The 18,311-nt window shown below is 69.8% G+C and carries 7 protein-coding genes; 1 reads left to right on the top strand and 6 read right to left on the bottom strand.

Features of this window, described 5'->3' with window-relative positions:
* The first annotated feature begins 3 nt into the window (after positions 1–3).
* Positions 4–861, top strand: coding sequence for a peptidylprolyl isomerase (locus ACLJO0_RS24940; protein ID WP_410580776.1), 858 nt, complete (start codon positions 4–6; stop codon positions 859–861).
* Between the two features lie 316 nt (positions 862–1,177).
* Here ACLJO0_RS24940 and ACLJO0_RS24935 read toward each other — a convergent pair whose 3' ends face one another.
* The 6 genes from ACLJO0_RS24935 to secF form a co-directional block, all read right to left on the bottom strand.
* Entirely contained in the window at positions 1,178–11,539 is a 10,362-nt protein-coding gene (locus tag ACLJO0_RS24935) for an amino acid adenylation domain-containing protein (protein ID WP_410580775.1), read from the bottom strand.
* Complete coding sequence (locus ACLJO0_RS24930) at positions 11,539–12,804, bottom strand: MFS transporter (RefSeq protein WP_410580774.1); 1,266 nt, start codon at positions 12,802–12,804, stop codon at positions 11,539–11,541. Before ACLJO0_RS24930 ends, ACLJO0_RS24935 begins: the two co-directional genes overlap by 1 nt.
* A gap of 474 nt (positions 12,805–13,278) precedes the next feature.
* Positions 13,279–14,058 carry an enoyl-CoA hydratase/isomerase family protein gene (locus ACLJO0_RS24925; protein ID WP_410580773.1) on the bottom strand — a complete coding sequence of 260 codons (780 nt, stop codon included), beginning with the start codon at positions 14,056–14,058 and terminating at the stop codon, positions 13,279–13,281.
* A 31-nt stretch (positions 14,059–14,089) separates the two neighbouring features.
* Positions 14,090–16,396 (bottom strand): RelA/SpoT family protein, encoded by a 2,307-nt coding sequence (locus ACLJO0_RS24920; protein ID WP_410581243.1) that lies wholly within the window; start codon positions 16,394–16,396, stop codon positions 14,090–14,092.
* A gap of 102 nt (positions 16,397–16,498) precedes the next feature.
* Entirely contained in the window at positions 16,499–17,017 is a 519-nt protein-coding gene (locus ACLJO0_RS24915; RefSeq protein WP_125788103.1) for an adenine phosphoribosyltransferase, read from the bottom strand.
* Positions 17,018–17,124: 107 nt separating this feature from the next.
* Complete coding sequence (gene secF, locus ACLJO0_RS24910; protein ID WP_410581241.1) at positions 17,125–18,270, bottom strand: protein translocase subunit SecF; 1,146 nt, start codon at positions 18,268–18,270, stop codon at positions 17,125–17,127.
* Between the last annotated feature and the right edge of the window lie 41 nt (positions 18,271–18,311).

The following is an 18,311-nucleotide window of genomic DNA, read 5'->3' as shown; positions in this document are numbered from 1 at the left end:
CGGGTGCCGACCAACCAGCAGCGCCGCGAAGCCGCGAAGCGCAAGCTCGAGCGACAGATCGTGCGACGGGCCGAACAGGCCAAGCGGCGCAAGATCGTCGGCTCGGTGGCGGTCGTCGGTGTCGTCGCCATCGTGGCGGGCGCGGTGTGGTGGATCGTCAGCAGTAGCAGTGGTGACGATGCCGCCTCCGACGCTTCCCCGAGCTCGGCTCCTCCGACCCCCGAGGTCACCATCCCCACGGAGCGCGCTCCGATGCCGAAGCGGCCGACGCCGCTGGCGAACCCGGTGGCCTGTGATTACAAGGACGACGCCGCCAAGCCGCCGTCGAAGAAGGTGAACAAGCCGGAAGGCAAGGACGTCTCTTCGAACGGCACGATGAACGTCGTGCTGAAGAGCACCGCGGGCGACATCCCGCTGACGTTGGACCGGGCGCTCGCCCCGTGCGCCGTGCAGAGCTTCATCAGCCTTTCCCAGCAGGGCTACTTCAACGACACCAAGTGCCACCGGCTCGGCACCACCGGCCTGCAGATGCTGCAGTGCGGTGACCCCGAGGCCAGCGGCATGGGCGGCCCGGGCTACACCATGCCGGACGAGGCGTTCAAGGAGATCAAGTACGGCCGCGGCATCCTCGCGATGGCGAAGACGCAACAGCCGAACTCCGGCGGCAGCCAGTTCTTCATGGTCTACGGCGAGGCCGAACTGCCCGCCGAGTACTCGGTCTTCGGCAGCATCTCCGACGAAGGCCTGAAGGTGCTCGACAAGGTCGCCAAGGCGGGCGCGAACGCGCAGGCAGGCAACGGCGACGGCACCGGCCCGCCCAACACCGAGGTCAAGTTCACCGGCGTCACGGTCAACGCCTGACGTCAAGCTGGAGCTCAACGGCGCGCCCGCCCGGTCGGAAGACCTGGCGGGCGCGTTCGGTTACGGCCACTTCACGGCGATGCAGGTCCGGCACGGCTTCCTCACCGAAGCCTACGAAAGCAATCCCTGGGACGAGATCTAGCGGGGTAGCGCAAACGTGTCGGGTCGCGGGGATTCGCTCGCGGCCGTTGGGCGGCCGTGTCGCGAAAGCCACTTTCGCGACGCATCTCGACCATGGGTTTCAGCGCCACCTTTGCCTTACCCCTCAATAACCTGCTTCCCGCCCTGATGGCGCAGTTGTGCGTGGAGGGTCGACTCATTCGGAGCAGTACTCCAGCATTCGCAGGACGTCTTGGGCGAAGCGGCCGATGGTGGCCGCGTCGAACAAATCCGTGGAATATTCAAAGGTGATTCTCAACCCGCCTCCGTCTTCGGCGAACACGACGTAGAGCTCTGTTCTGGCGCAGCCCGCCACCGGCGAATCGTGCACCGTGGCCGACAAGCCAGGCAGGTTCAGCTCCGACGGCGGTGTCGTGACAACGGTGAACAACACGGCGGGATACCGATCGACGCCTTGCCCGGCGAGCGCGATCGTCTCGTCGAGCGGAAGTTCCTGGTGATCGAGCGAGGCGAACAGCTTCTCCGCCACCGCCGCCATGACGTCGGGCAGTTCGGCGGTTTCCCCAAGCCGGACTCGCAGGGGCACGGCCTCGCCGATCATGCCGACCGTCCGCTCGTGTTCGCGGCGAGTCCGGCGGGCGCTGGAAACGGCGAGGACGAGGTCCTGTTGACCGCAGGTCTCTCGCGCCCACAGCAGGAACACGCTCGCGAGAAGTACGGACCGGGTGGTGCCGGCCGCCGCGGCCACACCGTCGATACGGCGAAGCCGTTCGGGGGCGAGGTAGACCTGATACAGATCGCCCTTCCCGCTGGGCCGGGCAGGCGGTTTCCGGTCGTACGGAAGCCGCCAACGCAGGTCGGCGTCCGCGAGTTCGCTTCGCCAATAGCGGACGTCGGCCGCGTGGTCGTGTCCGGTCTGCCAGCGTGCGTAGTCCGAGTGTTGTGCCTCGGGTTCGGGCAGCGGTGTGGACGTCGCGCCGATCTCGGCGGCATAGAGCTCGGAAAGCTCGTGCCACAGGATGTTCATGGACCAGCCGTCACAGACCAGGTGGTGCAGGACGAGCACCAGCACCCAGCGATCGGCGGCGATCCGGCCGAGCCGGGCACGCAGCAGCGGTGCCTCGGTGAGCACGAACGGTTCCGCGACGACTGTGCCGCACCAGTCGCCGGCCGCGTCTTCGGTACCCAGATGCTCCACCGGCAGATCGAGCGTGAACGGGGCCAGCACGTCGATCCGCGGCCCGTCACCGGACAACGCGACACGACCGCGCAAGGCGTCGTGCCTGGCCACCAGCCGGTCGAGAGCGCGGTGCAGCGCCGGCGGGTCCAGCTCACCCCGCAGGTCCACGCGATACCCGACGTTGTACACCTGCGGCCGCGGGTTCTCCGCCTGACGTCTCCAGAGCCTGCGTTGCAGTGACGTCAACGGCACGGTCCGGGTGACGGCGGGTTCGGGCGGGCCGCCCAGCCGCGCGGCCATCGCGCGGATCGTCGGCGCGCGGAAGAACTCCGTGACCGAGACCTGTATCCCGAATTCCTCGGTGATCCGGCCCGCCAGTCTGACCACCGCGAGCGAATGCCCGCCCACGGCGAAGAAGGACCGATCGACCGCCACCTCGCTCAGGCCGAGTTCGGCGCACCAGAGCGAGTGCAGGCGACGCTCGGTGTCCGTGGACGGCAGAGCGTCGTCCCCGTCCACCGCCGTCGACATCGGCTCGGGCAGAGCGGAGCGATCCAGCTTGCCGCTGGTGGTCGTCGGCAGCCGGTCGAGCGCGACCCAGCGGGTCGGGATCAGGTACGAGGGCAGCTCTTCGGCGAGCGCTTCGGTGATCCGCGCCCACGGATCCGGTGCGGACGGGCCGGCGAACACGACGTAGCCGGCGAGTTCCGCGTCGCCACGGTGATCCCGGCGGACGACGACGGCCGCGTCCGCGACCTCGTCCAACCCGGCCAGCACCCGCTGTGTCTCACCGGGTTCGACCCGGTTGCCGCGGATCTTCACCTGGTCGTCGAGCCTGCCGAGGAATTCCAGGGTTCCGTCGCCGCGCCACCGGCCGAGGTCGCCCGTGCGATACCACCGTTCACCGGGCCTGGCTTCGACGAACGCCGCGGCGGTTTCCTCCGGTCTGCCGAGGTAACCCTCGGCGAGCCCGGCCCCGCCGAGATGGATCTCGCCGATGGCGCCGAGCGGGACCTGGCGGCCGGTCCGGTCGAGCAGGAGCAGCCGCACGCCGTCGATCGGGGAGCCGATCGACGGCCGGGGCTCGCCGTGCGGATCCACCGGGTGATCCGTGGCGATGAGCGAAGCCTCGGTCGGACCGTACTGGTTGTGCAGCGCGCAATCGGGATGCTCGGCGAGGAAGCGGCGCAGTGCCGGAGTGAGCACGAGCGGCTCCCCGCAGCACAGGATCAGGCGCAGCGACGGCGCGGTGAGGACGGGTTCGACCAGATGCTTCAGCGGGGTGAACGGCATCAGGATCCGCTCCACGCGGTGCCGCTCGATCACCTCGGCGACGGCGTCGCGGTCCTTGTGCCGCTCGTCGTCGAGCAGCACCAGCGCGCTGCCGGCGGCCAAGGTGGAGAAGATCTCCTGCACGCTGATGTCGAAACTCGGCGACGTCCATTGCAGGGTGCGCATCGGCGGATGCTGATCACGTTGCCAGGCGACGACGTTGGCCGGACCGCGATGCGAGACGAGAACGCCCTTCGGGGTTCCGGTGGATCCCGAGGTGTACATGCAGTACGCGGGCCAATCCGGCCGCACTTCGGGCAGCTCCGGCGCCTTCGGATCCGGCACGATCTCTTCCGCGAGCCGCACCGGGAACTCCCCCAGCGCGGGCTGCGCGACGAGCACCGCCTTCGTAGTCAGCACGAGCACCGCACCGCTGTCCCGCAGCATGAACCGGCACCGTTGCGGTGGCAGCCGCGGATCCAGCGGCAGATACGCCGCGCCGCTCTTGAGCACGCCGTAAAGCGCGGCGATCAGCTGGGGGCCACGCGGCAGGGAGACCGCCACGATCTGCCCTCGGGTGACGCCGAGACCGACCAGCAGACGCCCGATCGACTCGGCGAGAAGGTCCAGTTCGCGGTAGCTCAGCTCACCGTCGTCGCTGATCAGTGCCGTGGCGTCGGGCGTACTGGCGACCTGCCGCTCGACCGCGGCGTGCAGACACCCCGCCGTCCGTTCCGGCGCGCCGTGCTGCCACCGGTCGAGCAGCACCACGTCTTCCCTGGTCGGCGTGGTGAGCTCGGAAAGCCGCGCCGACGGCTTCGCGATCGCTTGGCGCAGAACCTGTTTCAGCAGATTCAGCGCCCGGGCGATGGTCGCTTCGTCGAACAGGTCGGTGCTGTACTCGACCAGGCAGCGCAACCCGTCACCGTGCGCCGTCAGATAGAAGGCGAGGTCGAACGGAACCTCGTCGCGGGCCATGTCCAGCGCGGTGGCCGTCAGCGGCGGCGCGAAGGGCTCGTCCACCGCGTTTTCGAATTCGATCAGCACATCGAACAGGGGATTGCGGTTCGCGGCGCGATCGGGATTCAGCAGGCCGACCAGTTCGTCGAACGGGACAGTCCGATGTTCGTACGCCCGGGTGGTGCGGTCTCTGACGCGCTGGGTCAACTCCGCGAAGGTGGGGTCGCCGGACAGATCGAGCCGGACCGGGACCGTGTCGAGGAAGAGACCGATCGCGGCCCTCGCGGAGTCCGGCCTGCTGCTGACGACCGTGCCGACCGCGAAGTCCTGCTGCCCGCCGTATCGGCCGAGCACGGCGCCGATCGCGCCGAGCACCGCCATGAACACGGTGCTGCCGCAGGCGGCCGCGACGGCACGCAGCGGTTCGCCGAGACCCGCCGCCAGCTCGTCGCTCAGTGCGGCTCCCCGCCGGGAAGGCACCGGTGGCCGCGGCCGGTCGGTCGGCAGCGCGAGTTCGGGCAGCCCACCCAGTTCGTCGCGCCAGAACGCGAGATCCTCGCCGGGATCACCGATCTCGACTGCGGTCTCGGGCACCGGCCCGGTCCGGGTCGCGGGCAGGCCCGGCCAAGCGTCGTAGTGCGCGGCGAGATCACGCAGGAACACCGCCGTCGACGCCGAGTCGAAGACGATGTGGTGGGCCACCAGACATAACAGATGGCGGTCCTCGGCGAGCCGGACCAGCGCGAAGGCGACCAGCGGCCCGGTGTCGAGCGCGAGCCGGGTCCGGGCGAACCTGGCTCGGATCTCGGCAAGGGCTTCGGCTTCGGTGCGCCCGGACAGGTCGATCAGCGGGCACTCGACGGTCATCGACGGCAGCACGGACTTCCGCGGTACGCCGTCCCGCTCGTGGAAGACCGTGCGCAAGGCGGGATGCGCCGCAACCACGCGCGACACCGACTCCCGCAGCGCCACGTCGTCCAGCCGTCCGTCCAGCCGGATCGCCTTGGGCTCGTGGTAGGCGCCGGTGCCGGGGAACATCCTTTCCAGGAACCAGATGCGCCGCTGCGCGGGTGACGGCTCGAGGTCGGACGACTGGTAGCGACGACGCAGGCCGTCGAGCAGAGGCAGCGCGTCGAGCACCTGGTCCGGCGGGACACCGAAATCCACGAACGCGGCGATCTCGTCGGCCCCCGCCGCCACGAGCGCGTCCACCACCGGTGCGCATCGCTCGGGACTGCCGATCAGGGCACGGGATCCGCAGTAACGTTCGTAGGCGTCGCCGAGCATGAACTCGATGTCCTCGTCGGTCGCGCCGTCCAGGTCGATGTTCAGCCCCAGGCTGTCCCCGACCTGGCCGAGCAGCGAAAGCGACGAGCGCAGGTAGTCGCAGAACGGCCGGAACGCCTGCTGCCGCGCGCGTTCGTGGTCCGCGCCGAGGAAGGTGTGCACCAGCACCACGACCCGTCCCGCGCCCGGATCGAGCCCGTGTTCCGCGCGCGTGCGCCGATAGAGCGCGATGTTGCCGGCCAGCGCGGAAACGTCCTGGGTCATCAGATTGGTGACCACGCCGAGATCGGCCGCGGCGGCCCGGCGGTAGCTGTCCGGGTTTCCGACCACGGCGACGAACATCGGCGGGCGTCGCTGGATGGGCGCCGGATGCAGGCGGACCGTGGTGGGCGCGCCGTCGCCCGCGACGAGGGCGACCTCCTCCCCCGCCCAGAGCCGGCGCACGGTGTCCAGCCCCTCGTACATCAGGTCGCGATGGTTGCCGAAGTTCTCCGGTGCCAGCGCGAAATCCCTGGTGTGCCAGCCACTCGCCACGCAAAGTCCGACGCGGCCCGAAGACAGGTTGTCCACAACGGACCATTCTTCGGCGACCCGGACGGGATGGTGCAGTGGAAGCACGACCGACCCGGCGTGCAGCCGGATCCGCTCGGTACGGGCGGCCAGCGCGGCGGCCAGCACCGACGGATTCGGGAAGAGCGCGCCGAAGGAGTCGAAATGCCGCTCCGGCAACCAAAGCGCATGGAAATCGTGCTCGTCGGCGAACCGTGCGGCGGCCATGATCAGCCGGTACTTGTCCTGCTGATCCCGATCGGGATAGTCGCCGAAGAAGTAGAGGCTGAACGCGCAGCCTGCCCCGGGAGTCGCCGGTTCCGCGGGCGACACGACGGGCATCGCCGCCGGACGGACCGGCTGATCGACCGGCTTGGGCGCGGTCGCCACGGTGTCCGGGGTCCCGCGGGCCACGTCGAGCTGCCGGTGCATCAGCTCCGTCATCTGGCGCATCATGGTCTCGGCGAGCTTCAGCTGCCGGTCCATCAAACCGTGAAGGGACACGTCTTCGGCAGGCGGGCCGGGCTCCGGCTCGCTTTCACCGGAGGCGGGCGGCGCTCCGCCGCTTCGCTCGATCAACTCGGCCACTTTCGCCGGAGTACCCGCTTCGGAGAGCAGCTCCCGGATGCCGATCCGCACGCCGAAGGCACGCTCCAGTTCACGGGCCAGCCCCATCAGGGCGAGCGAATCGGCACCGCCCGCCACGAACGACGTGTCTTCGGGCAGGTCGTCGGTGCCGAGCCGGTCGGCGGCGAGCCGACGGACCTCGGCGAGGACAGCCCCCGAGCTCACCTGCCCGGCGCCGGACGGGGTGGGAGCCGACGGCCGCGCGAAGCGGACCCGTCGGTACGGGTACCCGGGCAACGGGACGCGGCGGCCGGCGGGCGCCAGCTCCGCCCAATCCAGGTCCGCGCCGCGCCGGTACAGCGCGGCGGCCGCGCGCAGCACCGCGGCGCACTCATCGTCGGGTGGGGAGCCCACGGACGGCTGCCAGTACCGGTGCGGGAGGGCGGCGCGTCCCATCGAGCCGAGCACCTCACGCGGGCCGATCTCCAGGTAGGCCCCGCACTCCGCGCGTTCGAGCGCTCGCAGCGACTCGTCGAACCGTGCCGTCTCACGGATCTGCCTCCGCAGGTAGCGCGCGTCGACCGAGGCACCGGCCGGGATCACCCCGCCCAGGTTGCTCGCGAACGGCATCCGCAACGGGCCGAACCGCACCGCTTCGGCCGCGCGTTCGAATTCGTCGAGAACGGGTTCGAGCAGCACCGAATGGAAAGCCCGGTCCACCGGAAGCCTTTGCCAGGAGAGATTTTCCCGGTCGAGCAGGGTCTCCGCGGCCGCGATCGCCGCCGACGGCCCGGACAGCACGCAGGACTGGTCGCCGTTGACCACCGCGACCTCGGTCCCGGTCGCGACGGCGAGCCGCCCGCCCCGCTCCGGTGAGACGCGGACCGCGATCATGCCGCCGGCCTCGGTCCCCTGCATCAGCCTGCCGCGCAAGCAGGTCAGCCGCAGCCCGTCGGCCACGTCGATCCCGCCGGCCACGGCGAGCGCCGCGTACTCCCCCAAACTGTGCCCGACCACGAAATCCGGCTGGACGCCCCACGACCGCCAAAGTCGCGCCAGCGCGACCTGATGGCAGAACAACGCGGGCTGTCCCTCCATAGTGGACAGTACGGCGGCCGGATCCGGCGTGCCGAGCAGGGCCTCGGACACACCGGTGATCCCGGCCTCCTCGGCAAGGCCCAGCATCTCGTCCAGCGCTTCGCGGAAGACGGGGAACGCGTCCCCAAGCCGCGCAGCCATCCCCCGATACGCCGAGCCCTGTCCGGAAAAGGCGAACGCGAGCGTGCCGAATTGTTGCGGGACAACGGATCCCTCGCCGATCGTGCCGAGCTCGGCCGCCAGTTCGGCGGTGTCACCCCCGACCACGGCGAGCCGGTGCGACCGATGCGGTCTGCCGAGCGCCATGCTGGCCGCCACGTCCGGCGCCCGCAGATCCGGGTGCGCGCGCAGATGATCTCGGAGGGCGCCGGTGAGCGTGGACAGTCCCTCGGCGTCGGCGGCCGACACGGGCAGCAGCACCGGTCCCCGCGCCGCCGGTGCCGGCGGGGGCACCGGGGCCTGTTCCAGGATCACGTGGACGTTCGTGCCGCCGACGCCCAGCGCGCTGACCCCGGCCCGCCGCGGTCCGTCGGTGATCCACGGCGTGTGCTCCGTCGCCAGCACGAACGGGCTGCCTGCCAGCCGGAGTTCCGGGTTGGGCCGGTTCAGGTTCAGGGTCGGCACCAGTTCTCCGTGCTTCAGCATCAGCACCGTCTTGACCAAGCCTGCGAGACCGGCGCAGGTGTCCAGATGGCCGATGCCGGGCTTGACGGAGCCCAGCGCGCAGAACCCGGTGTGACCGTCCTCCGCGTAGGCCTGGCTGAGCGCCTCGAACTCGACCGGGTCACCCAGCGCGGTACCGGTGCCGTGCGCCTCGACGTAGGTGACGGACGACGCCGCCACCCTGGCGCGTGCCAGTGCCAGCCGGACGACGTCGGCCTGCCCGGACACACTCGGCGTCGCGAATCCCGCGGTGCGGCCCGCGTCGTTGTTCACCGCCGAACCCAGGATCACCGCGTGCACGGTGTCACGGTCGGCGATCGCCCGGTCGAGCCGTTTCAGCAGGACCGCGATCACCCCGTTGCCGCCGACCGTGCCGTCCGCGCCGGCGTCGAACGCCCGGCAGGCGCCGGTCGGCGAAAGAATCCCGCCCGGGTACGGCCGGTAGCCCGAATCCTGCGGGAGATGGACGGCCGCCGCCCCGGCCAAGGCCAGGTCGGCGTCCCCGGTGAGCAGTGCCTGCCCGGCGAGGTGCAGCGCGACCAGCCCGGTCGAACACGCCGTCTGCACCCCGACCGCGGGCCCCGAGAGCCCCAACCGGTGCGCTACTCGGCCCGCCAGGAAATCGGGCTCCGTGCCCATCGCCGTCTGCATCGCGGTCAGCTCGTCCGGGGCAGGTGGACGCGCGTCTTGAGCGACGTGCCGTTGGTGGCCGTAAAGCTGCATGCCCGTCCCGGCGAACACGCCGATCCTGGTCCCCGCGTCCGCCGCCGCGTAGCCGCCCGATTCGAGCGCCTCGTGACAGCACTCCAGGAACAGGCGGTGCGCGGGCGCGGTCAGTGCCGCCTCGTGTGGGCTCATCCCGAAGAAGTCCGCGTCGAACGAGTCGACGTCGTCGAGCGCGCCGGCGACCGGGACCACCCCCGGTCCCCCGCCGTCGAAGGTCCGCACCCGGGAGACGCCGTCGCGCAGGTCGGCCCAGAATCCGTCGAGGTCCGTCGCACCGGGCACCCGCACGGCGACACCGATGATCGCGATCCGGTCGTCGTGCGCCGGGGTGGCCACCACGGAGGGCTCCTTCACCCGGCCCTCTCCCGACAGGTGGTCGGCGAGCAGGGCGGGGGTCGGGTACTCGAACGCCAGGGTCGGCCGCACCTCCCGGCCGAGCAGCGTGGTCAGCGTCGTGGTCAGCCTGACCACGGTCACCGAGGTCATCCCCGCCTCGTAGAACGGCGTGCGCGGATCGACGTCCTGGCCGAGCACCTCCCGGACCGCCGCGAGGACGGTGGCGCGGACGTCGACGGTTCCCGCCCGTCCGAGTTCCCCGGCGAGCAGCCGTCGCCGCAGTTCGGCGCGCTGGACCTTGCCACCGCCGGTCCGCGGGAATTCGTCGGGTGCGACCGGGACGACTTTCGCCACGGTCAGCCGCAATCGGCCGAACACCGCCTCCCGCACCGCCTTCGCGACCGCGTCGAATCCGGCCGCGCGCGCCGCCATCAGGATGACCAGGTCCTCGGTACCGGACTCGGCGTTGGGCAGGCCGACCGCGGCCACCTCGCCGGCCTGGGCACCGCCCGCCGCACACACGACTTCCTCGATCTCGTGGCAGAAGTGGTTCTGTCCATTGAGGATGATCAGATCCTTGGCCCGGCCGGTGAGCACCACCTGACCGTTCGCCAGGAACGCGAGGTCACCGGTGTCCAGCCACCCCGGCGCGGGGAACGCGGTGCGGTTCGCCTCCTCGGCGTGCAGGTATCCGCGGGTGACGCGGGCGGAGCGCACCTGCAGCCTGCCGATCTCACGCTCGCGCAGCAGTTCGCCGCGGTCGTCCACCACCCGCACGCTCGCCCCGGGCGCGGGGGAACCGACCGCCACGAACGTGCTGCACTCGTGCTCCTCCGCGGATTCGGGGGCTTCGCGCAGTTCGCCGTCGAGGCTCGACTTCAGCACCCGGTGCACGCTGTCCGGCGTACCGAGACTGCCGAAGGTGATCGCGGTGACCGTCTCCGTCATCCCCCACACCGGCCGGATCCGGCTCTCCTCGATGCCGAACCGGGCGGTCCGGTCGAGAAAGCGCGACATCACCGGCAGCTGGATCTGCTCGCCGCCGCAAACCAGGGTGCGGACCGACGACAGATCCCGGTCTCGGGTGTCCTCGGCCAACTCGGCGGCCACTTGCGCGAACCCGAACGTCGGCGACCAGCTGTGCGCGACCCGGTACTCGGCGAGCAGATCCAGCCAGCGGCTCGGCCTGCCCAGTACCAGCTCGGTCGGCACGTGCACGTTCGTCACACCGGCGTAGACCTCGAGCACGTGGTACAGGAGCAAGGCGCCGCTGTGGTCCACCGGAAGCCAGTTCAGCGTGGTGTCCTCCGGCCGCAGGCCGAGCGCCTCGCGGGACCCGGCAGCGAACTCCATCAGGCCGTGATGCGTCAGCGGGATCGCCTTCGCGGCGCCGGTACTGCCGGAGGACAGCATCACCAGGGCCGGATCGTCCGGCGCCGGTGAGTGAAGGCCGAGTTCGGGCAGCGCGTTCATCGGCTCCGTCGACACCCGCGCGAGCCGCAAACCGGACAAGCCCGGCGCCGTGCCGTCGACGAGCACCAGGGGATCACCCAGCAGCTCGGCCACATACTTCAGCCGCCGCCGTGACGCGTCGTCCTCCGCCGCGCCCGCCATCGGCACCGGCAGCGCACCACCGAGTACACATCCCCAGAAGGCCGGGAAGAACTCGGCGAGCGGCAGACCGGACAGGACGATCGGATCGCCGGGGCCTGCTCCGAGGTCCCGCAGCCGGGCCTGCACCGCGCTCGCCTTGGCCAGGAGTTCCGGGTAGGGACAGCGATCCGGCTTTCCCGCCGCGTCCAGCGTCACCACCGCTCGATCGGGCGCGCCGACCGCGGCGTTCCGCAGCGCTTGGGCGAGATCCACTCGCTCGCCCGCCCCCAGTTCGAGCGGTCCCCCGTGAACCAACGCTTCCCCCATCACGATCCTTTCTTCGCTGCTTTCGCGACACTGGGCACCACGCCGACGGCCCCCGGCCGGCGGCTCCGAAGGCGCAGCAGGACGATCCCGACCACGAGGACCGGGAGGGCGTGGTAGGCCGCGACGACGACCGGCGGAGGCGCGACCTCGAGCAACAGGCCGCAGGTGGCCATCCCGGTGGCGAACCCGGCCGTCTCCGCGCTGGCCGACAGACCGAACAACCGCGCGCGTTCCGCTTCCGGCGCGGCCTGCAATCTGCTCAGATACGCGACCTCGGTGAGCCCGTCGGCGAGGCCCGCGACGAACAGGACCACCACCAGGACCGGGATCGGCAGGCCGGTGAACGCGACCACGAACGCCGCCGACATCAGCACGGTGCCGGCGGCGAACGCGCGTTCGCCGAGCCACGCCACCCTGCCGTGGTCCGTCCGGCGGACGACCCACTGCACCGCGATGGTGCCGACGGCCCAAGCCGTCCAGAACCAGCTCATGAAGGCGTACGGCGCGCCCGGCCACTCCGCGCCCGCGTGTACCGGCAAGGCAACGTTGTGCGACGCGGAACCGAACGCGTCGGAGCCTCGGATGAGCACCAGGCCGAGGACTACCGACGACAGTCCGGCCGTCACCCGCACCCGCGGACCGCCGGTCGGCACGGCCGCTTTCTCTCGGTCGGAACCGTTGGTGTTCAAGGGAAGCAGCCACAACACCGCCGCGGACACCAGGAACGACGCGGCGTTGATCAGGAACGCGGCCTCGAATCCGCCCGCCATCACCACGACAGGTGCCGCCGCGTAGCCCAGCACCGTCCCCAGCGATCGCCCCGCGACCAGCCGCCCGTTCGTCCGTACCCGCCGGTCCTGTCCCACCATCGAGGGCACACTCGTCCGCAGCGACACCGAGAACACCGTGTTGCCCGCACCCAGTACGGCGGCGGCCACGAGCAGCCCACCCAGCCCGACCGCCTGCCCGGCGACGCCGAGCACGATCATCGCCGCCGCCTGCGCGAGATCCGCGACGACCATCAGCCGCCGTCGCTCATACCGCGTGGCGAGCCGTCCCGCCGGCACACCGAACAGGAAACCGGCGCCGATGCGTACCGCCATCACCGCGCCGAGGCCGAGCGGCCCACCGGTCACTTCCAGCGTGAACAAGGCCAGCGCGATCAGATTGAGAAAGGTCCCGAACGACGACACCGAATACGCCACGAGAAACGCCAAAAGCGCGGCATCCCCAGTACCGGTTTTCCGGCCGCGACGAACGAACATCGAATCCCCTGATCGTTTTCCGGAGCCGGTCGGGCGCTACGTGAATCAGTGCGGTTGACGCTGATGAGCGCTCCAGGACCGAAGGGGACTTTTCCACCCGAGAGAGGGCAGCTCAAGACACAAAAGACACGGTCGCACTTTAAAAACGACCGTTGGAAGCTGAAACTTCGACCATGGACAGAAAAGAAATAACGTTTCCCCGCAGAGACGTGCCGAGGCACGCCGACCGCTTTACTTCCCCAGTTTTCCCATCTCGGCGAGAATAACGGCCCGAATTCACCTCGTCAACAGCGGACACCGCCTCCGAACGGCCCGAATTCAATCGAGCACGCCGAGTGAAAGCAAAGCGGCACGGCGACGAGAACTACTCCATCGGAATCCGTGATTATGCCGTTTGCCTCGCCAGGTTCCCGCCGAACGGACGCTCATTCGTCGAGCGGTGACCGGCCGGCTACGCAGTACGACCAACGGGCCTCAGCGGTAGGTGAACCTCGGCGGCCTCCGCGCCAGGAACGCGGCCACACCCTCGGCGTAGTCCTCGCCGTGCAGGGCACCGAGCCGGATCTCGTCCACTTCGGCGTCGGATTCCTGTTGCCCGGCAACGATCTTCTCGATGATGCGGTTCATCCCGCGCACCGACGCCTGAGAGCGCGAAGCCAGCGTCTCGACGAACTTCGCCGTCAAGACCTCCAGCTCGCCGGCGGGGAAGACGTCGTTGAGCAGCCCGATCTCCCGTGCCCGCCGCGCGTCGACGAGTTCGCCCGAAAGCAGGAAGTACTTCGCGTTCGCGGGGCCGACCAACGAGACCAGCTGCCGTGTCGAGTCGAAGTGGTAGACGATCCCGAGCTTCGCCGGCGTGATGCCGAAACGTGCACCCTCGGCGGCGAAACGGAAGTCGCAGGCGACCGAGAGCTGACAACCGCCGCCGATGCAGTTCCCCTGGATCATCGCCACCGTCGGCTTCCGCGACGCGGTCAGCGCCGCCACGGCACCGTCGACGGCCTTGTCGTAGGTCTCGGCCGCCTCGGCGGTGGACCGCAGGTCACGGAACTCGCTGATGTCCGCGCCCGCCGAGAAATGCGCACCCGCGCCGGTCAGCACGAGGACCTTGATCGCCGGGTCCGCCTCCACCCGCGCCACCACGTCCGGGATCGCCGACCACATCCCGTAGGTGATCGCGTTCATCTTCTCCGGCCTGGTGAACGTCAGCCGCGCGACCTCGCCGTCGCGAGTGAACTCGAACCCGTCAGTCATGCCATGAACCCTAACTGGGGCCCACTGGTGGTCACGAAGCCGAAGTGACCCGATACACGTCGTAAACGCCCTCGACGCCCCGGACCACCTTCAGCACGTGGCCGAGGTGCTTCGGGTCGCCCATCTCGAAGGAGAACCGGCTGACCGCGACCCTGTCGCGAGACGTCGTCACCGACGCGGACAGGATGTTGACCTTCTCGTCCGCGAGCACCTTGGTGACGTCCGAGAGCAGACGGTGCCGGTCCAGCGCCTCGACCTGGATCGCGACGAGGAACACCGACGAGGCCGACGGCGCCCACTCGACCTCGACCAGCCGTTCGGGCTGCGCTGTCAGGTCGTCGGCGTTGGTGCAGTCGGTCCGGTGGACGCTGACACCGCCGCCTCGCGTGACGAAACCGAGGATCTCGTCGCCAGGCACCGGCGTGCAGCAACGGGCGAGTTTGGCCCAGACGTCGCTGGCGCCCTTCACCACGACACCGACGTCGTTCGAGCCGCGGCGGCGGGTGACGGTGGACGGGGTCGCGCGCTCGGCGAGCTCCTCCTCCGCCTCGTCGACCCCGCCGATGAGCGCGACCAGGCGTTGCACGACGTGCTTCGCGCTGGTGTGGCCCTCGCCGACGGCGGCGTACAGCGAACTGATGTCGGGGTGCCGGAGTTCGGTGGCGACCGCGCCCATCGACTCGGCGGAGACCAGCCGCTGGATCGGGAGGCCGACCTTGCGGACCTCCTTGGTGATGGCCTCCTTGCCGCCTTCGATCGCCTCGTCGCGGCGTTCCTTGGCGAACCACTGGCGGATCTTCGCGCGGGCCTTGGGCGAACCGGCGAACTGCAGCCAGTCGCGGCTCGGCCCCGCCGTCTCGGCCTTCGAGGTGAAGATCTCGATGACCTCGCCGTTCTCCAGCTTGCGCTCGAGCGCGACGAGCCTGCCGTTGACGCGGGCGCCGATACAGCGGTGCCCGACCTCGGTGTGCACGGCGTAGGCGAAGTCGACCGGCGTCGAATCGACCGGCAGCGTGATCACGTCACCCTTGGGCGTGAACACGAAGATCTCGCGCGAGGCGAGCTCGTAGCGGAGCGACTCCAGGAAGTCGCCTGGGTCCGCGGCCTCACGCTGCCAGTCGAGGAGCTGGCGCATCCAGGCCATCTCGTCGACGTCCACGGCGTTCCCGTTGTGGGTGCCCTTGGTCTCCTTGTACCGCCAGTGCGCGGCGATGCCGTACTCGGCGGTGCGGTGCATCTCGTAGGTGCGGATCTGGACTTCCAGCGGTTTGCCGTCCGGGCCGATCACCGTGGTGTGCAACGACTGGTAGACGCCGAACCGCGGCTGCGCGATGTAGTCCTTGAACCGGCCGGGGACCGGCTGCCACAGCGCGTGGACGACACCCATCGCGGCGTAGCAGTCACGGACGTCCTCGACCAGGATCCGCACGCCCACCAGGTCGTGGATGTCGTCCAGGTCGCGGCCGCGGACGATCATCTTCTGGTGGATCGAGTAGTAGTGCTTCGGCCTGCCCTCGACCTTGGCGGTGATCCGCGAGCCTTCGAGGTTGCCGGTCAGCTCGGTGATCACCGAGCGCAGGTACGTGTCCCGCGAAGGCGCGCGATCGGCGACCAGCCGGACGATCTCGTCGTACTTCTTCGGCTGCAGGATGGCGAACGCCAGGTCCTCCAGCTCCCATTTGACCGTCGCCATGCCGAGCCGGTGCGCCAGCGGGGCGAGGACCTCGAGGGTCTCGCGCGCCTTGCGGGCCTGCTTCTCGGGCGGCAGGAAGCGCATCGTGCGCATGTTGTGCAGCCGGTCGGCCAGCTTGATGACCAGCACGCGCGGGTCCCGCGCCATCGCGATGACCATCTTGCGGATGGTCTCGGCCTCGGCCGCCGTGCCGAGCTTGACCTTGTCCAGTTTGGTGACGCCGTCGACGAGCTCGCCGACCTTCTCACCGAAGTCCGCTTTCAGGCTCTCCAGCGAATAGCCGGTGTCCTCGACGGTGTCGTGCAGCAGCGCGGCGACCAGCGTCGTGGTGTCCATGCCGAGTTCGGCGAGGATGGTCGCGACCGCGAGCGGATGGGTGATGTACGGGTCGCCGGACTTGCGCCGCTGCTCCCGGTGGAGCTCTTCGGCGACGTCGTAGGCGCGCTGGAGCTGCGCGAGGTCGGCGTTCGGATGCAGTTCGCGGTGACTGACGGCGAGCGGCTCGAGTACCTGTTTGACCGGCGCGGCGCGCTGGGCGGTGATCCGGCGGGCGAGACGGGCGCGGACACGGCGCGTCGCGGACGGTGTCGGCGCGGCCCCCTGTCGCGTCGCACCGTTCTGCTCGGTGCCGTCCTTCGAGGACACCGCGGCATCGAGCTCTTGGCTCACCCGCACCTCCTGCGCTTCGTGCGGCCTTCGGACGTCAAGCGTAGCCGCTCCTCCTTGCGGCACACTGAGGACGCCCGCTCAACACACCCGGAGGGCCTCCACACGACGCCCTTCAAGCACGGAACGACCGCCGAGCCCGGCGAGTTCCATGACCACCGACACCCCGGTGACCTGCGCTTTCGCGTCTTCCAGCAGTTTGCAGGTGGCCGCGACCGTGCCGCCGGTGGCGAGCACGTCGTCGAGGACCGCGACACGCTGACCAGGCGCGACGACACCTTCGGGGAGTTCGACGGTCGCGGTGCCGTACTCCAGCGTGTAATCGACCCGGCCCGCGACCCTGGGCAGCTTGCCGGGTTTGCGGATCAACGCCACGCCGAGGCCGCGGGAGTAGCCGACGGCGGCGGCGAGCAGGAACCCGCGCGCTTCGACTCCTGCCAGCAGGTCGACGTCGGGATCGACGGTGGCGGCCAGCGCGTCGGTGACCGCCTTGAAGCCCGCCGCGTCGGCGAACAGCGGACTCAGGTCCCGGAACAGCACGCCGGGTTCCGGGAAGTCCGGCACGTCGGCGATCAGGTCGAGTGCCTTGTCCAGCTCCATGTACTTCCTGCTCTCCAGTCGTGCTTCCGGTCCCTGAACGCTAGGAAAGGTCCTTTCATTGCAAATTTTGCAATGAAAGGACCTTTCCTAGCGTTTGACGGCCGGGATTACCTCTTGCGCTTGCCCGAGGGGCGGCCCTTGTGGGCCTTCTGGTTCCGGGCGGGGACGCTCGCCGCGGCGGCGTACGCCCTCTCCTTGCGGAGTTCGGCGGCCAGCGAGTCCTCGTCGGCCGGATCGAAGTCGTCGTCGCGCTCCGCGGCGGCCTTGCGGGCCTGGTTCGCGCGTCGCGAGGCGACCCGATCGGCCTGCTGCCGGTACTTCGGGTCACGCATCTTGAAGTCGACCAGCAGCGGAGTCGCCAGCGCGACCGACGACAGCACGCCGACCACGGTGCCGGTGAGCTGCACCAGCGCGAGCTCCTGCAGGGTGCCGGAACCGAGCAGGAGGTAGCCGATCACGAGCAGACCGAGAATCGGCAGCGCCGCGATCAACGAGGTGTTGAACGAACGCATCAGCGTCTGGTTCAACGCCAGGTTCGCCGCTTCCCCGTAGGTCCGGCGGGTCAGGCCGAGCAGGCCACGCGTGTTTTCGCGGACCTTGTCGAACACCACCACCGTGTCGTACAGCGAGAACCCGAGGATCGTCAGCAGACCGATCACCGTCGCCGGCGTGACCTCGAAACCGATCAGCGAGTACACACCCGCCGTCACCACGATGTCGTTCAGCAGGGTGACCAGTGCCGCGGCCGCCATCCGGGGGTCGAAGTACAACGCCAGGAACAGCGTGACCGCCAGCAGGAAGACCCCGAGCGCGATCAGCGCCTGCCGGGAGATCTCCCCGCCCCAGGACGCGCTCACCGCGCTGTCACTGATCGCCTGGACACTGGGCTGGCCGGAGGTCCCGATCGGGCCCAGTTCCTGGAACAGGGCCTGCTTCACCTTGGCGACCTCGGCCGCGTCCAAGGTGTCCGAACGGAGCTGGATGGTCGACGAGACGCCGCTGCCGACCTTCTGCGCCTCGTCGGCGGGCTTGCCAAGCGAGGCGGCGAAGACCTCCTTGGCCCGCTCTTCGGTGATCTGCCCGCTCTTGCCGTTGGCGGGCAGCTGGATCTGGGTGCCGCCTTCGAAGTCGATGCCGAAGTTGAAGCCCTTGACCCCCATCGACGCGATGCACACCAGCACCAGGGCGCCGAAGAAGAGGTACCAGCGCTTGCGGACGCCGACGACGTTGAACACGCCGCTGCCGACGTACATCCGGTGGAAGACGCTCTCGCGTTTGGTCTCGGTGGTGTTCT

This window comes from Amycolatopsis sp. lyj-108 (assembly GCF_046549005.1).
Lineage (GTDB): Bacteria > Actinomycetota > Actinomycetes > Mycobacteriales > Pseudonocardiaceae > Amycolatopsis.
Note: the sequence above shows the minus strand (reverse complement) of the source record. Positions and strands in the feature narration are given on the sequence as shown.